Source organism: Pseudomonas sp. 2 (assembly GCF_056627435.1).
In genome coordinates, this window is record NZ_JBWXNG010000001.1 from 332379 (window position 1) to 350370 (window position 17992).

Annotated in this window: 20 protein-coding genes; 8 read left to right on the forward strand and 12 right to left on the reverse strand. The window is 63.4% G+C overall.

Going from position 1 to position 17992, the window contains the following annotated elements; all coding sequences use genetic code 11:
• Positions 1–51 precede the first annotated feature (51 nt).
• Positions 52–417 (forward strand): glyoxalase superfamily protein, encoded by a 366-nt coding sequence (locus tag AC1MEK_RS01570; RefSeq protein WP_480394502.1) that lies wholly within the window; start codon positions 52–54, stop codon positions 415–417.
• A gap of 154 nt (positions 418–571) precedes the next feature.
• Here AC1MEK_RS01570 and map read toward each other — a convergent pair whose 3' ends face one another.
• From map to AC1MEK_RS01585, 3 genes are all read right to left on the reverse strand, one after another.
• Positions 572–1357, reverse strand: a complete 786-nt coding sequence (map, locus tag AC1MEK_RS01575) for a type I methionyl aminopeptidase (protein WP_480394503.1) — start codon at positions 1355–1357, stop codon at positions 572–574.
• Positions 1354–1605, reverse strand: a complete 252-nt coding sequence (locus AC1MEK_RS01580; protein ID WP_480394504.1) for a ParD-like family protein — start codon at positions 1603–1605, stop codon at positions 1354–1356. Before AC1MEK_RS01580 ends, map begins: the two co-directional genes overlap by 4 nt.
• Before the next feature lie 99 nt (positions 1606–1704).
• On the reverse strand, positions 1705–2043 hold the full coding sequence (locus tag AC1MEK_RS01585; RefSeq protein ID WP_480394505.1) for a helix-turn-helix domain-containing protein: 339 nt from the start codon (positions 2041–2043) through the stop codon (positions 1705–1707).
• Between the two features lie 133 nt (positions 2044–2176).
• Here AC1MEK_RS01585 and AC1MEK_RS01590 point away from each other — a divergent pair, with 133 nt between their 5' ends.
• Positions 2177–2389 carry a hypothetical protein gene (locus AC1MEK_RS01590; protein ID WP_480394506.1) on the forward strand — a complete coding sequence of 71 codons (213 nt, stop codon included), beginning with the start codon at positions 2177–2179 and terminating at the stop codon, positions 2387–2389.
• Positions 2390–2410: 21 nt separating this feature from the next.
• Here the strand turns inward: AC1MEK_RS01590 and AC1MEK_RS01595 are convergent, their stop codons facing one another.
• Positions 2411–2614, reverse strand: a complete 204-nt coding sequence (locus tag AC1MEK_RS01595) for a hypothetical protein (protein WP_480394507.1) — start codon at positions 2612–2614, stop codon at positions 2411–2413.
• An 83-nt stretch (positions 2615–2697) separates the two neighbouring features.
• Positions 2698–3729, reverse strand: coding sequence for an Ldh family oxidoreductase (locus tag AC1MEK_RS01600; protein ID WP_480394508.1), 1032 nt, complete (start codon positions 3727–3729; stop codon positions 2698–2700).
• A gap of 139 nt (positions 3730–3868) precedes the next feature.
• Here AC1MEK_RS01600 and AC1MEK_RS01605 point away from each other — a divergent pair, with 139 nt between their 5' ends.
• Positions 3869–5122: an NAD(P)/FAD-dependent oxidoreductase gene (locus tag AC1MEK_RS01605; RefSeq protein WP_480394509.1), complete on the forward strand. Its 1254-nt coding sequence runs from the start codon at positions 3869–3871 to the stop codon at positions 5120–5122.
• A gap of 61 nt (positions 5123–5183) precedes the next feature.
• Here the strand turns inward: AC1MEK_RS01605 and AC1MEK_RS01610 are convergent, their stop codons facing one another.
• Both AC1MEK_RS01610 and AC1MEK_RS01615 read right to left on the reverse strand, forming a co-directional pair.
• Positions 5184–5450: a PepSY domain-containing protein gene (locus tag AC1MEK_RS01610; RefSeq protein ID WP_480394510.1), complete on the reverse strand. Its 267-nt coding sequence runs from the start codon at positions 5448–5450 to the stop codon at positions 5184–5186.
• A gap of 198 nt (positions 5451–5648) precedes the next feature.
• On the reverse strand, positions 5649–5837 hold the full coding sequence (locus tag AC1MEK_RS01615) for a hypothetical protein (RefSeq protein ID WP_480394511.1): 189 nt from the start codon (positions 5835–5837) through the stop codon (positions 5649–5651).
• Between the two features lie 209 nt (positions 5838–6046).
• Here AC1MEK_RS01615 and AC1MEK_RS01620 point away from each other — a divergent pair, with 209 nt between their 5' ends.
• A complete protein-coding gene (locus tag AC1MEK_RS01620) occupies positions 6047–7864 on the forward strand; it encodes a monovalent cation:proton antiporter-2 (CPA2) family protein (protein ID WP_480394512.1) in 1818 nt (605 codons plus the stop codon).
• A 13-nt stretch (positions 7865–7877) separates the two neighbouring features.
• Here AC1MEK_RS01620 and AC1MEK_RS01625 read toward each other — a convergent pair whose 3' ends face one another.
• Complete coding sequence (locus AC1MEK_RS01625; protein ID WP_480394513.1) at positions 7878–8783, reverse strand: LysR substrate-binding domain-containing protein; 906 nt, start codon at positions 8781–8783, stop codon at positions 7878–7880.
• 114 nt (positions 8784–8897) lie between these two features.
• Here AC1MEK_RS01625 and AC1MEK_RS01630 point away from each other — a divergent pair, with 114 nt between their 5' ends.
• Positions 8898–9755: an NmrA family NAD(P)-binding protein gene (locus AC1MEK_RS01630; protein ID WP_480394514.1), complete on the forward strand. Its 858-nt coding sequence runs from the start codon at positions 8898–8900 to the stop codon at positions 9753–9755.
• On the opposite strand, the gene AC1MEK_RS01635 is transcribed toward AC1MEK_RS01630, so the two are convergent.
• Positions 9756–10631 carry a LysR family transcriptional regulator gene (locus AC1MEK_RS01635; RefSeq protein WP_480394515.1) on the reverse strand — a complete coding sequence of 292 codons (876 nt, stop codon included), beginning with the start codon at positions 10629–10631 and terminating at the stop codon, positions 9756–9758.
• Positions 10632–10855: 224 nt separating this feature from the next.
• Between AC1MEK_RS01635 and AC1MEK_RS01640 the strand changes: the two genes are divergently transcribed.
• Positions 10856–12388 (forward strand): MFS transporter, encoded by a 1533-nt coding sequence (locus AC1MEK_RS01640; protein WP_480394516.1) that lies wholly within the window; start codon positions 10856–10858, stop codon positions 12386–12388.
• A gap of 15 nt (positions 12389–12403) precedes the next feature.
• Here the strand turns inward: AC1MEK_RS01640 and AC1MEK_RS01645 are convergent, their stop codons facing one another.
• Positions 12404–13699 carry a diguanylate cyclase domain-containing protein gene (locus AC1MEK_RS01645; RefSeq protein ID WP_480394517.1) on the reverse strand — a complete coding sequence of 432 codons (1296 nt, stop codon included), beginning with the start codon at positions 13697–13699 and terminating at the stop codon, positions 12404–12406.
• A 111-nt stretch (positions 13700–13810) separates the two neighbouring features.
• Positions 13811–14947, reverse strand: coding sequence for a glycerate kinase (locus tag AC1MEK_RS01650; protein ID WP_480394518.1), 1137 nt, complete (start codon positions 14945–14947; stop codon positions 13811–13813).
• Between the two features lie 278 nt (positions 14948–15225).
• On the opposite strand from AC1MEK_RS01650, the gene AC1MEK_RS01655 reads away from it, so the two are divergent.
• Positions 15226–16428, forward strand: coding sequence for a GGDEF domain-containing protein (locus AC1MEK_RS01655; RefSeq protein WP_480394519.1), 1203 nt, complete (start codon positions 15226–15228; stop codon positions 16426–16428).
• Here the strand turns inward: AC1MEK_RS01655 and AC1MEK_RS01660 are convergent, their stop codons facing one another.
• A complete protein-coding gene (locus AC1MEK_RS01660) occupies positions 16429–17514 on the reverse strand; it encodes a sugar diacid recognition domain-containing protein (RefSeq protein ID WP_480394520.1) in 1086 nt (361 codons plus the stop codon).
• Positions 17515–17708: 194 nt separating this feature from the next.
• Between AC1MEK_RS01660 and AC1MEK_RS01665 the strand changes: the two genes are divergently transcribed.
• Positions 17709–17984, forward strand: a complete 276-nt coding sequence (locus AC1MEK_RS01665; protein WP_480394521.1) for a helix-turn-helix domain-containing protein — start codon at positions 17709–17711, stop codon at positions 17982–17984.
• Positions 17985–17992: the final 8 nt, after the last annotated feature.

Sequence of the window (17992 nt, forward strand, 5' to 3'; positions counted from 1 at the left end):
TTCGCAGCGGTCGGGCTAGACTCGGCGCTTTTCCGTCAAGGAGTGAGGGTGATGCAGATTTCAGGCGCGGTGCCGGTGTTGCGGATGTTCTGCGAGGACAAGGCCCGGGAATTTTATGTGGATTTTCTGGGGTTCAGTGTGGACTGGGAGCACCGGTTCGAGGCGGATTTGCCGCTGTACATGCAGGTTCGTCGGGACGGTCTTCTGCTTCATCTGACCGGCCATCATGGCGATGCGACGCCGGGTTCTACGGTGTTTGTGCCGGTGCTGGGGATCGATGAGTTTTGCCGGGATTTGAATGCCAAGCGCTATGGCTATTCGCGGCCGGGGATTGTCGAGCAGGGTTGGGGGAAAGTGATGGAGATTGCCGATCCGTTCGGGAATCGAATCAGATTTTGTGAGTTGTCAGAGGATTGAAACCCGTTGGTGTTCTCCCCAAGTGCTGCCAGCCTGATCATCCATGAGCCGGTCAGGAAGCAGCACTACAGGGGAACGAGAAAAAGACTACAGGCTCAGTCGGCTTTTCGTCACCGTTCCAATTGTGTCTTGATCCTTCTGAAGGCCTTTTGCCTTATACCGGCGGGTAGCTGCCCGTCCCGTCTGGCCAGGGGGTCAGCAGCTCGTAACCGGTCTCGGTCACCGCGACCATATGCTCCCACTGCGCCGACAACGACTGGTCCCGGGTCAGCACGGTCCAGCCATCTTCCAGCACATGGGTGCCAGGCTTGCCGGCGTTGATCATCGGCTCGATGGTGAACACCATCCCCGGCTTGAGTTTCAGGCCCTTGCCCGCTGCACCGTAATGCAGCACCTGCGGCTCTTCATGGTACTTGCGTCCGATGCCATGCCCGCAGTACTCGCGAACCACGCTGAAACCCTCGCGGTACGCCACGGTCTGGATCGCGTGGCCGATATCGCCCAGGGTCGCCCCCGGGCGGACCGCATGAATACCCGCCAGAGTGGCCTCGTAGGTGGTTTCCACCAGGCGCCGGGCCAGCGGGCTGACTTCGCCGACGTAGTACATGCGGCTGGTGTCGCCGTACCAGCCATCCTTGATTACCGCAACGTCGATGTTGACGATGTCACCTTCCTTGAGGATGTCGTCGGGCGACGGAATACCGTGGCACACCACCGTGTTGGGCGAAATGCAGGTGGTTTTGGTGAAGCCGTGATAGCCGACGTTGGCCGGAGTGACTTTCAGTTCATTGACGATATAGGCATTGCAGATGTCATCCAGGGCCTCGGTGCTGACCCCCGGCTTGACGTAAGGCACGATCATGGCCAACACGTCGGCCGCCAGGCGCCCCGCTACTCTCAGACCGACCAGATCGGCTTCGCTCTTGATGCTGACACTCATTGCAGCACCGCCTTGACGCGCGGTTCGCTGACGGAGACGTCGGGGTCGAGCCCCTGCAAGGCCTGCCCGGAAGTCTCGGCACGGATCAACAGCTGGCAGATGTCGCTGTAATTGAGCCCGGGGTTGAGCTCGGCAAGCATGCCAACGCGCATCCAGTGCTCGGCCTGAGCATTGATGGAGCGGCTCAGCGCGGCGCTGGCGGATCGAATGTTGGCATGCATGTGTTCGGAAATCTTGACCAGTCCCATAAATGACCTCGCGTTGAATATACGAAGCATATACGTTTCATATACTCACTCACAAGCAGGTCATCAGCACCACTGAAGACTTCTGCGCTGCAGGACGAACTAATTCGCAGGCTCCGTCACGCATTCGGACAACGACGTGGCCAACTGCGAAATCGCCTCCTGGTCTTCTTCGTTCAAGGCGCGATAGTGGGTGATGATTGCCCGCTCCGCCTCATTCAGCGCATCCACCGTCATCGGCGTACGCTCGCCGGTGATGACGTAAAGCACATCCACGCCCTTTTTGCCCAAGGCCGCCAGATAGTCGGACCTGGGGATACGCTCGCCATTCTCGTACTTGCCCTGGGCATTGGCTTCCACGCCGCCGATGGTGCCGAACTCCTGTTGCGAGAGCCCCAGGCGCTTGCGTTCCTCTTTCAAGCGGGTACCAAGATCTTTCATACGCTGGACCTCGAAGCTGGTTATGTTTAAACCAAGACCCCATTGGTCCGGGGGAGTTGCGATTCTTCCGACAATTGTTCAAGCTGCGCGCTTTTCGGCCTCAGGATTTTCCCTGGCAGGCCGATGGATTCGGATGGACAGTTTGTCATTTTGCATGACAACCCGATTTATGCAGTTCGGAGAACCAGACGTGATCACATTCCTGCTCGGTTGGTGCGTTTTATCGGTCATCGGCACCCTGATTGCACTCAGCCTGATCAGAACCGGCAAACGGCGCCAGCCGGAAGCCGATGATCCTGTGCCCCATGACACCGCAGTGAACACCGCGCAAGCCCCGCAGAACTGACTGCCCCACGCAGCAGAGGGCTCACTCTGCTGCGCAGTGCGCGCTTTCCAGTGGATACCCCGTGTTGCCGTTGAGCAGTGCCAGATCGGCGCTGAACTGGCGAACGCCTGCGGCCAGCGCGAGGAAATCCTCACGCTGCATTTCATTGCCCCAAACGCTGTTGAACGTCGCTTCCGGAGCCTGAACGGAGAATGAAGCGTGGGTGATGGCTTGGTTCAGTTGCATGGTCGAGCCCTCTTTTTCGAATACTGTTTAAACATACAGTATTTTCATCGACCCGCAAACGCAAGTGCCGATTCGACGAGCGGTCAAACGCCAGCCAGTTCTCTGAGCCGCGCCAGATCCGCCACCGGCAGCTCGATGCCGTCCGCCAGGGATTTCTCCCGCTGGCGATAGCGACGGTCGCCCGGCATGCGCTGCTGCCCGACGCCGTGCATCTGCCGCACCAGTTCCTCGCTGCGCTGGGCAAAGGACTGGCCACTGCCCTTGTCCGGGTCGATGACGATGATCAACTGCCCGGTCCACGGGGTCTGCGCACCCGGTGCCTTGGACATGTCGAATTCGAACGAGAAGTTGCCGCCGGTCAACGCCGCCGACAACAGCTCGACCATCATCGACAGCGCCGAGCCCTTGTAGCCGCCAAACGGCAGCAGCGCGCCGCCATCGAGAATCGCCTTGGGATCCTGGGTGGGAAGGCCTGCGCGGTCCACGCCCATGCCCGGTGGCAGCATATGCCCTTCCCGCGCGGCGATCTGCACGTCGCCGTGGGCGATGGCGCTGGTGGCCATGTCGAAAACGATGGGTTGCCCTTCTGCCCTCGGCGCGGCAAAGGCGATGGGGTTGGTGCCGAACAACGGCTTCTGCGCATCATGGGGCACCACGCAGGTCATGCTGTTGACCACGCTCAAGGCTACCAGCCCCTGCTGGGCGAATGGCTCGACATCCGGCCATAGCGCGGCGAAATGGTGCGAATTGCGAATCGCCAGGATCGCGATGCCGGCCGATTGTGCCTTCTCTACCAGCAAGTCTCTGGCCGCTTGCAACGCAGGCTGGGCAAAGCCGCCGGCCGCATCGACCCGCACGAAACCTGCACCGACGTCCTCGACCTTCGGCACCGCGTGGCCATTCACCCAGCCGGCCGCCAGCGACGAAAGATAGCCCTTGATGCGGAAGATCCCGTGGCTGTGCGAACCGTCGCGCTCGGCACTGGCGCAGTTCTCGGCCAGCACCGCGGCAACCGCCTCGGATGTGCCGTTGCGCTGGAATACCTGGGTGAGCAAGTGGGTCAGTTCGTCGAAGGAAATCGTCTGAATCTGTGCAGGATCGCGGGGTGAAGACATCTGAAGCTCCGGTGTGATTATTGGAAGTGGAGGCCGAACAGAAGGTGCGCGCAGGGAGAGTACTGCGCGCCGACAACCGGGTAAACTGCCAATCTGCTCGTTGCCCATCGCATACTTTGCGCCGATCAAGGATCGTTACATGGATTGTCAGACCCTCGTCTTGGGCGCCGGAATCGTCGGCGTCTGCTCTGCGCTTCATCTGCAAATGCAAGCCCCAGGCCAGCGCATCGTGCTGCTCGATCGCGATGAACCCGGTCGCGGCACCAGCCATGGCAACGCCGGGCTGATCGAGCGCTCCAGCATCATCCCGTATGCCTTTCCCCGTGAGTGGTCAACGTTGCTGCGCTACAGCCTCAACCGGCACTCGGCGATGCGCTTCAGCCCTGCCTTTCTGCCCAGCATCGCGCCGTGGCTGTTCGAATACTGGCGTCAGTCCTCGCCGGCCAATCTGGCCAAGGCCAGCCGGGCGATGCAGCCGCTGATTCAGCGCTGCGTCGAGGAACACGATCTGCTGGCCGAGGCCGCCGGCATGACCGGCCTATTCCGCGCCAAGGGCTGGATCGAGTTCTATCGCGAGCCTAACGCCTTCGAGCTGGCGGCCGCCGATGCCCGCACCTACGACCAGTACGGCCTGCGCTTCGAGATTCTCGATGCCGCGCAACTGCGCGAGCGGGAACCGGATCTGCACGGCGCTGTGGGCGGCATTCACTGGCTCGATCCGAAGAGCGTGACCGATCCCGGTGCATTGGTGCGCGGTTATGCGGCCCTGTTCGTGGCCCGCGGCGGCGTGCTGCTCAAAGGCGACGCGCGCAGCCTGCGGCAGGCCGGTGACAGCTGGCAGGTGCAAAGCGAGCAAGATCCGGTCACTGCACAGAACGTGATCGTCGCCCTCGGCCCGCAATCAGCCGAGGTATTTTCAGGGCTGGGCTATCGTATCCCGCTGGCGGTCAAACGCGGCTACCACATGCACTACGCCACACAGCCGGGCGCAGAACTGCAGCACTCGGTCATCGATGCCCAGGCCGGCTATGTGCTGGCGCCCATGGCCCGGGGCATTCGCCTGACCACCGGCGTCGAGTTCGCCCCCAGCGATGCTGCGCCCAACGAAATCCAGCTGCGCCGCTGCGAAGCCATCGCCCGCGCGCTCTATCCGCTGGGGGAACGCCTGGATGCCGAGCCGTGGCTGGGTCGCCGACCGTGCCTGCCGGACATGCGCCCGGTGATCGGGCCAGCGCGCAACCACAAGGGCCTGTGGTTCAATTTCGGCCATGCCCATCATGGCCTGACGCTGGGACCGGTGACCGGGCGCCTGCTGGCGCAGATGATGACGGGAGCGCCCGCATTCACCGACCCGGCGCCTTACAGCCCGGATCGATTTGGCAACAAGATGTAATAGTTCGAAGACGCGGGAGTCGGTGCAGGCCGCTCCCGCAGAGGGTTGAACGCTGGGTGGATCAGTCTTTCTGATCGCGCAGGATGTTGCCGGACGTGCCGTCGATGCGGAATTCGTAGGTCAGGCTGTCAGCCTTGCGGCCCTCGCCTTCCCAGTATCCCTTGTCATCGGCCTCGATCTTGTAGATCTGCGTGTAACCGGCCGACTTGGCCTTTTCGATGGCCTTCTCGATGGTGATCCAGCCGGGACCCGGTTTGTCCGCCAGCGCGGCCTGGGCGGTGGCCAGGGCGGCGGTGGCGAGAACGGCGGCGGTCAGTTTCTTGATCATGTTGAACTCCATTTCCCGTTGCGGGCTTTATGACAGGCGAAATTTTGGAGTTCGCGGATTCATAAATAGTTCAGGGACGCTGAACCCTGTAGGAGCGAATTCATTCGCGAACATCTGTCAGGCCACACACATGCGTCGCCAGACCCGGCCATTCGCGAATGAATTCGCTCCTACAGTCGATCTTTACAAGGCTTGGGGTCAGCGCTTGACCTTGCGCCGCATGATGCCGTTGAGGACCACGACAACCACCGCGATGGCCATGGCGATGTACTGGAAGGTCTTCTGGTCGAGCACGCCGATCTGCTGCAGGTGCGAGAGGCCGAGCATGATGCCCAGCACGCTCAGGGCGATGATGATCGAGTAGATTAGACGCTGTTTGATGGTCATTGCAGGTTTCCTGAAAGCGTTTCGAATCGTGTGGGCAACGCAAAAATCGTGCGCCATCTTACGCCGTCCTCGCCCGCCCCGCATCCCGAAGCGCCGCGCGGCACTGCGGCGAAGCGTCTCGGGCGGCGCGGGCTGTCACTTCTGCGTGGTTTAATACGCGCACTTTACGTTTTGAACGCATTTTCTTTTGTCGTCACAAGGAGTTCCCAATGCCCCATGAAGGCAGCCTGCTACAGGCCGCAGTCGTGTTTCTGCTCGCCGCCGTCGTCACCGTTCCGCTGGCCAAACGCCTGCAACTGGGCGCGGTGATCGGCTATCTGATCGCCGGCGTGATCATCGGCCCGTCCGGCCTTGGCCTGATCGGCAATCCGCAGAGCGTGGCGCACATTTCCGAGCTGGGCGTGGTCCTGCTGCTGTTCATTATCGGTCTGGAGTTGTCGCCCAAGCGTCTGTGGGTGATGCGCAAGTCGGTGTTCGGCGTGGGCCTGGCCCAGGTGTTGCTGACCGGCCTGGTGATCGGTGTGGTCGCCCTGCTCGGCTTCGGCCAGCCGCTCAACAGCGCCGTGGTGCTGGGCCTAGGCCTGGCGTTGTCGTCCACCGCTTTCGGCCTGCAGAGCCTGGCCGAGCGCAAGGAGCTGAACGCGCCCCATGGTCGTCTGGCCTTTGCCATCCTGTTGTTTCAGGACATTGCCGCGATCCCGCTGATCGCCCTGGTGCCCATGCTCGCCGGCAGTGACCACGCAGCGTCCGGCGGCGACTCGTTGCGCCATGGCCTGCAGGTGCTCGGCGGCATCGCCGTGGTGGTGGTCGGCGGTCGCTATCTGCTGCGTCCGGTGTTCCGCGTCGTCGCCAAGACCAAGCTGCAGGAGGTGTCCACTGCCACGGCTCTGTTGGTGGTGATCGGCACCGCTTACGTGATGGACCTGGTGGGCGTGTCCATGGCCCTGGGCGCGTTTCTCGCCGGGCTGCTGCTGGCCGACTCGGAGTACCGTCACGAGCTGGAATCGCAGATCGAGCCGTTCAAGGGCCTGCTGCTGGGGCTGTTCTTCATCAGCGTCGGCATGGGCGCCAACCTGAGCCTGCTGCTCGACTCGCCGGCCACCATCATCGGCCTGACCCTGCTGCTGATCGGCCTGAAACTGCCACTGTTATTCGTCGTCGGGCGCCTGGCCGGTGGCCTGGGCAAACAGAGCGCGCTGCGTCTGGGGCTGGTACTGGCCGCAGGCGGTGAATTCGCTTTCGTGGTGTTCAAGATCGGCCGCGATCAGGGGCTGTTCGACGCTGCGCTGTACGACACGCTGGTGCTGACCATCACCCTGTCGATGGCGCTGACGCCGTTGATCCTGCTGGTCATGGCGCGCTGGCTCAAGCCCAAGGCGGTGGTCAAGGAAGTGCCGGAGGAATACAAGGCCATCGAGTCGGACGATCCTCGTGTGGTGATCGCCGGGATGGGCCGTATGGGGCAGATCGTCGCGCGTATCCTGCGTGCACAGAACATTCCGTTCATCGCGCTGGACACCTCGGTGGAGATGATCGAATTCACCCGCAGTTTCGGTAATGTGCCGGTGTTCTACGGCGACCCGCTGCGCCCGGAAATCCTGCGCGCGGCCAAGGTCGATCAGGCCGAGTATTTCGTCATTGCCACCGACGATCCGGACACCAACATCAAGACCGCGGAACTGGTGCGCAAGCTGTATCCGCACCTGAAAATCATCGCCCGCGCCCGTAACCGTCAGCACGTGCATCGCCTGCTGGACCTGGACGCGCAGCCGGTCCGGGAAACCTTCTATTCAAGCCTTGAAATGACCCGTCGCACGCTGATCGGCCTGGGACTGAGCGAGGCTCAGGCGGCGGCGCGGATCAACCGCTTCAAACGTCACGACGAACAGGTGCTCAACCGTCAGCACCTGATCTACGACGATGAAGCCAAGGTCATGCAGAGCGCGCTGGAAGCCCGCAAGGAACTGGCCGAGCTGTTCGAGTCCGACCGCATGGACGAGGAAGCCGAACTCGCGACCAAGCCATGATCCACGGCTAAGTTCAGCGGCTGAGCGCGACCACGAATTCCAGAAAGGCGCGCACTTTCGCCGGCGGCAAATGGCGGGACGGGTACAACGCATAGAGCGGGAAGTACTCGTCCGGCCAGTCGGGAAACAGCTCCACCAGCCGCCCTTCCCGAATCGCCGGCTCCACCCCCAGTTCCAGCACCTGCGCCACCGCCTGCCCCTGCTCGCAGATGCGGTGAATGGTGCCCACGTCGTTGACCATCAGACGCCTGCGAGTATTGAGGCTCAATCGCTCACCCTGACGGTGAAATTCCCACACGAACGGCCGACCGGTCTGAGGATCGCGAAAATCGATACACACGTGCCGCGGGTCTTGCAGCTCGCTCGGATGCCGGGGCCGCCCGTGTTTTTGCAGATAAGCTGGTGCGGCCACGGTCAGCACCCGGGTCTTGAGCAACTGACGGCCGATCAGCGACGACGCAGGCGGCTCGCCGAAGCGCACGGCCAGGTCCACGCCGTCGGCCACCAGGTCGCCCAGCTCGTCGCGGGTCACCAGATCCAGTTCCAGCTCGGGATACGTGGCCATGAAATCCCCCAGCGCGGGCGCCAGAATCAGCCGCGAGAAATACGGATCGACGTTGACCCGCAGCCGCCCGCGTACTGCCGTGGCACTGCCCGAGGCCAGTGACGCGGCTTCTTCGAGCCCGGCCAGCAGCGGCGCGACGTCCTCATAAAAACGCCGTCCTTCGTCGGTCAGCTTGATCGAACGCGTGGTGCGGTCGAACAGGCGAATCCCCAGGCGCGCTTCGAGCCGGGCGATGGCGCGGCTGACCCCGGACTGAGTCATGTCCAGCACCTCGGCGGCCTTGACGAAGCTGCCCGTGTCCACCACCGCCGACATCACCCCCATGCCGCTGGCCAAACGCGCATCGAAACTCATTGATGACTCTCCGGCATGAATCCAATGACACCCATGCTATCGGAGAATCCTTCCGCCAGGCGCAGTATTTCCGGCAACGGCGACATCGGGTCGTCCTTTTCGAGGAATCAACACATGTACACGATCATGGGCGTGACCGGGCAAGTGGGCGGTGAAGTGGCGCGCAATCTGTTGGCAGCAGGCAAACCGGTGCGCGCCGTCGTGCGAAGCGCAGAGAAAGGCCAGGTTTGGGCGGACAAGGGCTGTGAGGTGGCGGTGGCCGATGTCGATGATGTCTCGGCGCTGACCCAGGCGTTTCAGAACAGCACGGCGGTGTTCATTCTGCTGCCGCCTAACTTCGATCCCATTGAAGGCTTCCCACAAACCCGTCAGGTGATCGCGCATATCAGTGAGGCACTGGCGGCGGCTCGCCCCGGCAAAGTCGTGTGCATTTCCACCATCGGTGCTCAGGCGACCCAGCCCAACCTGCTCAACCAACTGCAGCTGCTGGAGCAAAGCCTGTCGGCGCTGGATGTTCCGGTGACCTTCCTGCGCCCCGCCTGGTTCATGGAGAATTGCCTGTGGGATATAGACCCGGCAGTCGAAACCGGTGTTATTCCGAGTTTCCTGCAACCACTGGACAAACCGGTGCCGATGATCGCCACCGCCGATGTGGGCCGTGTGGCGGCCGAATTGCTGCAAGAGCAGTGGTTCGGCAAGCGCATTGTCGAGCTTGAAGCCGAGGAACAGGTCACGCCTAACCTGATCGCTGCGACCTTCAGCGAACTGCTGCGCAAACCGGTGACGATGCAGGAAGTGCCGCGGGACAGCTGGCACGAGCTGTTCAGCGCTCAAGGCATGAGCAACCCGCTGCCGCGCATGCAGATGCTCGACGGTTTCAACCAGGGCTGGATTCGTTTCGAGGGACTGCCACGCAAGGGCCAGGTAAGGCTCAAGGCCGTGTTGCAAGCGCTGCTGACCCGACGCGGCTGATCAGCCCTGGCGAGCGCGTTTGACGTGCTCGATGAAGCGCGTGACCGCCGGGGCTTTCTCGTGGCGGCGGTGAATCAGCGACAGGTACGAGGTGGGCTGACAGTCTTCGATGCGCCGATAGACCACATTGGGCAACCTGATGTGATCGACCACCGACTCCGGCACCACCGCCACGCCCTGGCCCATGCTGACCAGCGCCACCACCGACACCAACGTGCCCGGCTGCGGCCCGAGGGTGGGCGCGAATCCACCTTGCGCTGCGACTTCCAGCGTGCCGGAAATCTGCTCGGGGAGAATGAACGTCTCGTTTTGCAAGTGCGCGGCGTTGAGGGTCTTGAGCTTGCACAGCCAGGAGTGCTCGACCAGCGCCAGGGCGAAGCCTTCGGTCAGCAGCTTCACCGCGCCCAATGACTCGGGAAGGTTCATGGGCGAACGGATGAACCCCACGTCCAGCCTGCCCTCTTCGATCATTTTCGGCAGCACCGGCATCAAGTATTCGGTGATGGTGAAGTCGATGTCGGCGTATTGCTGACGGAACTGGCCGACCTGATCTTGCAGCACGCCGGAAAACACCGCCGACGCCACATAACCCAGCTCGATCCTGCCCGCCTCGCCACGGCCGGCACGCTGCACGTTGTACTGCGCGGTTTCGAACTGGCGCACCGCCAGCTCTGCTTCGATCTGCAACGCCCGGCCTGCATCGGTCAGACGCACTTCGCGCTGCTCGCGCACGAACAGGCGCGTGCCCAGCGCACTTTCCAGATCCTGGATCTGCCGAGTCAGGGTCGGCGGCGCGATGCCCAGCTGCTCGGCGGCACGGGTGAAGTGCCGATGCCGGGCGACGGCGAGGAAATAGCGGAAGTGGCGGATTTCCATGGAGCGTTACCTTTAAGGTAATGAAAATGCGAGGCGCGGGTAACGAAGCATACGCCATACCGGGATATTCTGCGGGCAGTCATCAAACGTAGCAGCACGGCTTGCCGGCGGGTGCGGTGTATCAGTGACAGATATACCGACTGACACACCGCACCCGCCGGCAAGCCGGACTGCTACGAAGGCATCGTTAATTAGTTAAAACCTAACAGCGTCGGAGTCACGCCATGTCACGACCCAGCCCCCCCCGCATGACCCTGCTCACCGCCTCGGGCGTGTGCTCGCTGATCGTGCTCGACACCAACATCGTTGCGGTCACCCTGCCGAGCATTGCCCGGGATCTGGGCGCCGGGTTCGCCGACATCGAGTGGGTGGTCAGCGCCTACATGCTGGCCTTTGCTGCGCTGTTGCTGCCGGCGGGCAGCCTGGCCGACCGCTTCGGGCGCAAGAAGATGCTGCTGACCGGGCTGCTGCTGTTCATTTTGGCCTCGGTGGGCTGCGGGGCGGCGCCGAACATCCTGTTTCTGGACATCGCCCGGGCGATCAAGGGCGTGGGCGCGGCGCTGTTGTTGACTTCGGCGCTGGCAACCATCGGCCACGTGTTCCACGACGAAGCCGAGCGGGCCAAGGCCTGGGCGTTCTGGGGCGCGTGCATGGGCGTGGCAATGACCGCAGCGCCCACGGTGGGCGGGCTGATTGCCGAGTTGGTCGGCTGGCGCTGGATCTTCTACCTCAACCTGCCGGTGGGCCTGGTGCTGCTGGCCATGGTGCTGCGCAATATTGGCGAGTCGCGCAACGAGCAATCGGCGCGGCTGGACCCGGTCGGCAGCCTGTTTTTCAGCTCCAGCCTGCTGAGCCTGATCTGGGGCCTGATCGAAGCGAACCGCATCGGCTGGGACAACCCGCTGACCTTCGCCCGGCTGGCGGGGGGCGCCTTGCTGCTGGGGCTGTTCGTGATCGCCGAGCGCCTTCAGCAGCGGCCGATGGTCGACCTGCAACTGTTCAGGCACCCGCGTTTCATCGGCGCGCTGCTGGGCATGTTCGCCTACGCCGGCTGCGCCCAGGTGATGATGACCCTGCTGCCGTTCTACCTGCAGAACGGTTTGGGGTTCAGCGCGATCAGTTCGGGGCTGGGGATGTTGCCGTTCGCCATCACCATGCTGCTGTTCCCTCGCCTTGGGCCGACCTTGGCGCGCCATCTGTCACCGGCGGCGATCATGGCGCTGGGCCTGGCGCTGGTGAGTGCCGGCAACCTGCTGTGCGCCCTGGCGACGTCCATCGGCGGCTACCCGGCGTTCGCCATCGCCATGGCGGTCACCGGTGCCGGCGCGGGATTGCTCAACGGCGACACCCAGAAGAACATCATGGCCTGCGTGCCCCGCGAGCGCACCGGCATGGCCTCGGGGATGAGCACCACCATGCGTTTCAGCGCGATCATGTTGGCCGTCGGCGTGTACGGCGCGCTGCTGGCCGGCCACACCCTGAACGCGCTGCGCCTGAACCTTGGCAATGTGGCGCCGGACTGGCTGGACCAGGCGCAATACGTTGCCTCTCGCGTTGTCGCTGGCGACATGGGCGCAGCGCTGCAGGCGGTCGATGCCGGGGCGCGCAGCGTTGTGCAACCGCTGGCGCAGCAGGCCTTCGTGCAAGGATTCGGTTCGGTATTGTGGGTGGCCGGCAGCGTCGGGCTGATCGCGGCGTTGCTGGTCGGCACCCTGATGCGCAAACCCATCCCGGCGCTGAAACTGGCCAGTGCCTGAGGGCAGACGGTCGCGTCACTGACCAGGCGCGAAGCGATACTGCCCCTTGCCGCGATGCTTGGCCTCGTACATGGCGGCATCGGCGGCGCGTATCAAGTCTTCGACTGTGCCCCCGCAGTCCGGCAGGCAGGCGATGCCGATGCTGGCGCCCAGGCGGAAGCTGTCCTGATCGGCAGACACCTGACCGATCAGCTTCTGCGCCACGGCAGCCGCTGCGTCGGAGCTGTTGACGCCTTCGATGATCACGGTGAATTCGTCGCCGCCGATTCGCGCCAGCCGGTCATACGGCCTCAGGCAGGCCTGCAACTGGTTGGCGACCCAACGCAGGGCCTCATCGCCGCGCTCATGGCCATGTTCATCGTTGATCTGCTTGAAACCGTCCAGGTCCAGATATAGCAGAACGCTCATCTGCCCCGACCGCTCGGTGCGGGCGATAGCGCCTTGCAAGGCCTGGACGAAACCGCGGCGGTTGAGCAGCCCGGTCAAGGCGTCGGTGACCGTGAGTTTTTCCAGCCTCAGGTGCAGCTCGCGCACCGGCGACATGTCCACGGCCAGGATGGTCATGGCCTGCTGCCCCTGGGGCAGCGGCGAACAGGACAGCGCCACAGGCACGCTCTGCCCGTCGCGGGTTTGCAGGCTGGCGTCGTGCAGGCGCAGCCCCTCACCGCGCAGCCAGTGATCGCGCCACACCGAGCCGACCCACTGGTCTTCCTGAGGCGTCTGCACCCATTGCAGCAAGGCGCTGCCCTGAAGCTCGTCACCGCTGCAGCCGAGCATGCGGGTGATGGCCGGGTTGGCGTAACGAATCAGGCCGTCGCTGTCGACCACCAGAATGCCTTCGCCGGTGTTGTCCAGAATCGACGCATTGAAGGCCCTGGCCTGTTCCAGCTGGACGGTGGTGTGCAGCAGCCCGCGCCGGTAGCGCTCATGCTCCAGCAGCACGCGGGCCTTGTGCAGCAACAGATTGGGCTGCACCGGCTTGGTCATGAAATCGACCGCACCGGCCGAATAACCCTGATCGAGCACCTCGTCGGTCTGGCGCATGCCCGAAATGAAAATGATCGGCGTGAAGCGTGTCTCGGGGTCGGCGCGCATCCGCCGCGCCACTTCGAAACCGTCCATGCCCGGCATCTGCACGTCCATCAGCACCAGCCCGATGTTGCCGCTGGCCAGCGCCGCCAGGGCCTTGGCCCCGGAGTCGGCACAGCGAACGGATCTGTCGAGCTCTTCGAGCAACTCCTGCATCTGCTCAAGATTTTCTTCCTGGTCATCCACCACCAGGATTTCCAGCGCCTCGCCTTGCACCCGCACTTGCACCTCCAGGCCCCGCCACCCGCGTCTCTCGCTGTTCTGGCGAGAACCTCACGCGGGCAAGACAGGGTTAGAGCATAGCCCCTTCGCCGAAATGCGGGCGGTTAGCGCTCAGCGTGCGGCCAGGCGCCAGACCCGCGCCAGATCCCGGGCCCGGTCATGCAACAGCGCCTCGGCATTACGGCAGGCGTGCTCCAGGGTCATCGGCCCGCTGGTCAGGGCGAAAGCCGCGCTGATGCCATGTTCATAGAGATCGGCATAGCCGTCCCCCAAGGTTCCGGCGAGCACGATCACCGGAACGTTGTGCCGTTGGGCAACGCGGGCCACGCCAAACGGCGTCTTGCCGCGCAGGGTCTGGGCATCGAAACGGCCTTCGCCAGTGATCACCAGATCCGCGCCCTGCAAGGCGTCGGCAAGGCCGGTCAGGTCCGCGACCACCTCCACACCCGGGCGGAACGACGCATTCAGATAGGCCTTGGCGGCAAAGCCCATGCCGCCTGCCGCACCACTGCCGGGGTGCTCGCTTTCATCGCGCCCCAGCACCCGCGCCGAGTGCTCGGCGAAGTGCTGCAGCGCCGCATCCAGCGCCAGCACCTGCTCGGGCGAGGCGCCCTTCTGCGGCCCGAAAATGTGCGATGCGCCTTGCGGCCCGCACAGCGGGTTGTTGACGTCGGCCGCCACCTCGAAGCGCACATCCTCAAGGCGCGGGTCCAGATGCTCGACGTCGATGCGCGCAACCCTGGCCAGCGCCAGGCCACCCGGCGGCAGCGGCTCATCATGGCTGTCGAGGAACCGTGCGCCGAGTGCGGCGAGCATGCCGGTGCCGGCGTCGTTGGTGGCGCTGCCGCCGATGGCGAGGATGATGCGCTGCGCGCCGGCGTCCAGCGCGGCGGCGATCAGCTCACCGGTGCCGTAAGTGGTGGTCACCGTGGCGTCGCGCTGTTCCAGGGTCAGCAATTGCAGGCCGCTGGCCATGGCCATTTCGATGATCGCGGTGCGGCTCTCGGCCAGCCAGCCCCACTGCGCCTCGACGGGCTGCCCCAGTGGCCCGGTGACAGTGTTCTGCATCCACTGCCCGTCGCACGCCGCCAGCACCGCCTCGATCGTGCCTTCGCCGCCATCGGCCATGGGGCATTCGACCAGTTGCGCATCCGGCCAGACCTCACGCAAGCCGCTGGCGATCGCCTGGGCCACGCCTTGGGCACTGAGGCTGTCCTTGAAGGAATCCGGGGCGATGACGATTTTCATGGTGTTCTCCTTATCCGATGGTCGCGATCTTCTCATTACTGGCGACAGATTCCGCCAGACCTTCGCACAACGGCCGCGCCGAGACGTTGTTCATCCGAACAAAAACGACGGGTGCGACGAGCGCCAATCGACGCGTTGACGCAAATTACCTATAAAAGAAGGAAGTCAGCGGCGATAGCGCCACTTGGGCTGACAAATGTGACACTATATAGCCACTATTTTCTTAAGGTCTCTGGCCCGCCCGCAGACCGCTCCTCGCTGATGAAAGCCGTTGCCTTATGTTGCTGAACGATCCGGTCACTCTGCTTCTCATCATCATCCCCTTCGGACTCATGACCACGCTGATGCTGTGCCTGTCGTACGTGGGCACCAGCGAGCACCGGGCGCCGCTGCATTGGTGGATTGCCGGCGATCTGGTGCTGGCCGCCTACCGCGCCGTGGATCTGCTGCAACCGGGCGTCGTCCCGCCAGGTCATGAGTGGCTGGGGATCCTCGCGCCGCAGACCGCGTTCATCGCCAATACCGCCGGGCTGCTGCTAGCGATCGGCTGCCATACCCTGGCCCTGCACCAACTGGCCGAGCGCCGGCACGACGGGCGCTGGCATGCGCGAATCCTGCTGGCACCGGTGGCCGTATACGGGATCGGCACCTCGATGCTGCTGCACAATCCGTTCATGCTGGCGTGGTTTTTCCTGTTCTGCGTGATCACCATCGGCATTCAGTTCGCCGTGACCTGGCCGTTGCGCAAGCGTTTTCGTGGCGCCTGGGCTCTGTTGGCCGGGCACGCGGCGCTGCTGGTGTTCCATGCCCACTCCGCTGTCACGCTGTCGATTGACCCGCCGCCCGCGCTGGATTTCAGCGAACCGGACATGTTTTCCCTGCCGGCGCTGGCGATGGATTTCATGGTTTCGTTTCTGTTCACCTTAAGCTTCGCCCTGATGCTGCAGGAGCAATTGCGCCAGCAGGTCACGCAGCTCAGCGTCACCGACACCCTGACCGGCGCCCTCAATCGCCGTGGCGCGGTGTCGACCATCCTCCAGGAACGGCGGCAGAACACCGCGCAGCGCTACCCGCTGTCCGTGGCGATGATCGACCTGGACAACTTCAAGCGCATCAACGACCAATACGGCCACGCCACCGGCGACACCGCACTGCAGGTGTTCGCCCACACCGTGAAGCGGCTCAAGCGTCAGGACGATGTGTTCGTGCGCTGGGGCGGCGAGGAATTTCTGCTGGTGTTTCCAGGCACCGACATCCATCAAGCGCAGCACTTCATGACGCGCCTGCGTGAAGCACTGAGCGAAACCGCCGACGTGCCATCACTGCCCTGCCCGATCGGCTTCAGCGCGGGCCTGGCGCAGATCCAGGCCATGGACAGCCGTGAGGATTTCGAGGCTCTGTTGCGCGCAGTGGACAAAGCGCTGTACCGCGCCAAGCGGGTGCGTGGGCGAGTCGAGGTGGTTGAAGCGGTGGATTTGTAATCAGCGCGCCAGCATCTGCATCCCCAGATACAGGCGCAGCAGATCGTCGGTGCGGTACGGGTCGCAGCCGCTGACTTCGGCGATTTTCTCCAATCGGTAACGCAGGCTGTTGCGATGAATCCCCAGCGCGTCGGCGCAGGCCTGGTTCTCGCCGCTGTAATCAAACCAGGCGCGCAGCGTGTCGAGCAGTTGGCCGTTGCCTTGCAGGCGCATGACCGGCTCGCTGATGTCCCGGGCCAGCCAGTCTTCGCGATTGCGCCAGAACAGCACCGCCAACCGATGGGCCGCCAGGCGCAGCAATTTGCGCTCGGGCTGCACGTGGCGGGCGTAATCGAGCAAATCGCGAGCAGCGGCGCAGGCTTCGCGCAACGAGGCAAGGTCGGCCGAAGGCTCGACCGTGGCCATGCGCTGCACCGGCCAACCCTGCTCTTCGAACTGCTCCAGCAGCAACGCATCGTCGCGATCCTTGCCTGCCGCCCGGCACCAGTAAACCAGGCCCGGCTCGCAACTCACGCACCAACTGTTGGCGTAACGGCCATTGAGCCAGGCGGCCAGTTGCCCGGCGTAAGCTGCGCCTTCAGGCAATTCGAGCAACACCGCCTGACGCGGCAATTGCGGCTGCAGCCCCAGTTGCTCGGCCTCGTCCACCAAGTGAGCGGCGCTGTCACCGAGCAACAGCCGTGACAACAGATCCTCACTGCGCTGATGCCGCCATTGCTGGTCGGCCTGTTGCCGACGATGCTCGAGCAGCATCTCGGCGGTCATCTTCACCAGCTCGCCGTACACCCGCACTTCGTCCGGCTCGCCGGTAATCCCCAGCACGCCGACCAGCTTGTGATCGAGCATCAACGGCAGATTCACCCCCGGCCGCACGCCATTGAGCCGCTTGGCGGTGTGGGAATCGATCTCCACCACCCGGCTGTTGGCCAGCACCAACTGTGCCCCTTCGTGCCGCGTATACAAGCGCTCGGCCTCGCCACTGCCGATGATGATCCCCAGATAATCCATCACATTGACGTTACACGGCAGGATCGCCATCGCCCGGTCGACGATGTCCTGGGCCAGGGCATGATCAAGGGCAAACATGAGGCACATCCGGGGAGCGAGGGGTTTGAGGGTTCATACACATCACGAATTGTTTTTATGGGTGGGGTGAGTCTGCCTGAATTTTGCGGGGAGGTCCTGTGTAGCTCGCATGCTTACGGCATCGCCGTATGTAAGCCGATTGACCAAGATCCGGAAACTTCTTTATAAGCGAGCAAGTTCTGACAGGTACCAGCATGCAAATGACTTCAACTTCACCCACCCATTCAAAAGCCAAACCCGAGACGATTCATTTGATCCCCCACGAGGTCGTCAGCCTCATGGTCGACGGTGCTACACCCATTCGCGCCTGGCGCGAGTACCTGGACTTGACTCAGGATGAGGTCGCGCGGCGCCTGGGTATATCCCAACCGGCCTATGCGCAGCAGGAATCGGTGTCACGCCCGCGCAAGCTGACCCGGGAAAAGATCGCCAAGGCGTTTGGCATTCGCCCCGATCAACTGGACATCTGACGCCCGCT

Excerpts from the sequence above, each read along its gene's own strand:
- AC1MEK_RS01570 (WP_480394502.1), top strand. The coding sequence starts at position 52 with ATGCAGATTTCAGGCGCGGTGCCGGTGTTGCGGATGTTCTGCGAGGAC.
- map (WP_480394503.1), bottom strand. The coding sequence starts at position 1,357 with ATGAGTGTCAGCATCAAGAGCGAAGCCGATCTGGTCGGTCTGAGAGTA.
- AC1MEK_RS01580 (WP_480394504.1), bottom strand. The coding sequence starts at position 1,605 with ATGGGACTGGTCAAGATTTCCGAACACATGCATGCCAACATTCGATCC.
- AC1MEK_RS01585 (WP_480394505.1), bottom strand. The coding sequence starts at position 2,043 with ATGAAAGATCTTGGTACCCGCTTGAAAGAGGAACGCAAGCGCCTGGGG.
- AC1MEK_RS01590 (WP_480394506.1), top strand. The coding sequence starts at position 2,177 with ATGGACAGTTTGTCATTTTGCATGACAACCCGATTTATGCAGTTCGGA.
- AC1MEK_RS01595 (WP_480394507.1), bottom strand. The coding sequence starts at position 2,614 with ATGCAACTGAACCAAGCCATCACCCACGCTTCATTCTCCGTTCAGGCT.
- AC1MEK_RS01600 (WP_480394508.1), bottom strand. The coding sequence starts at position 3,729 with ATGTCTTCACCCCGCGATCCTGCACAGATTCAGACGATTTCCTTCGAC.
- AC1MEK_RS01605 (WP_480394509.1), top strand. The coding sequence starts at position 3,869 with ATGGATTGTCAGACCCTCGTCTTGGGCGCCGGAATCGTCGGCGTCTGC.
- AC1MEK_RS01610 (WP_480394510.1), bottom strand. The coding sequence starts at position 5,450 with ATGATCAAGAAACTGACCGCCGCCGTTCTCGCCACCGCCGCCCTGGCC.
- AC1MEK_RS01615 (WP_480394511.1), bottom strand. The coding sequence starts at position 5,837 with ATGACCATCAAACAGCGTCTAATCTACTCGATCATCATCGCCCTGAGC.
- AC1MEK_RS01620 (WP_480394512.1), top strand. The coding sequence starts at position 6,047 with ATGCCCCATGAAGGCAGCCTGCTACAGGCCGCAGTCGTGTTTCTGCTC.
- AC1MEK_RS01625 (WP_480394513.1), bottom strand. The coding sequence starts at position 8,783 with ATGAGTTTCGATGCGCGTTTGGCCAGCGGCATGGGGGTGATGTCGGCG.
- AC1MEK_RS01630 (WP_480394514.1), top strand. The coding sequence starts at position 8,898 with ATGTACACGATCATGGGCGTGACCGGGCAAGTGGGCGGTGAAGTGGCG.
- AC1MEK_RS01635 (WP_480394515.1), bottom strand. The coding sequence starts at position 10,631 with ATGGAAATCCGCCACTTCCGCTATTTCCTCGCCGTCGCCCGGCATCGG.
- AC1MEK_RS01640 (WP_480394516.1), top strand. The coding sequence starts at position 10,856 with ATGTCACGACCCAGCCCCCCCCGCATGACCCTGCTCACCGCCTCGGGC.
- AC1MEK_RS01650 (WP_480394518.1), bottom strand. The coding sequence starts at position 14,947 with ATGAAAATCGTCATCGCCCCGGATTCCTTCAAGGACAGCCTCAGTGCC.
- AC1MEK_RS01655 (WP_480394519.1), top strand. The coding sequence starts at position 15,226 with ATGTTGCTGAACGATCCGGTCACTCTGCTTCTCATCATCATCCCCTTC.
- AC1MEK_RS01660 (WP_480394520.1), bottom strand. The coding sequence starts at position 17,514 with ATGTTTGCCCTTGATCATGCCCTGGCCCAGGACATCGTCGACCGGGCG.
- AC1MEK_RS01665 (WP_480394521.1), top strand. The coding sequence starts at position 17,709 with ATGCAAATGACTTCAACTTCACCCACCCATTCAAAAGCCAAACCCGAG.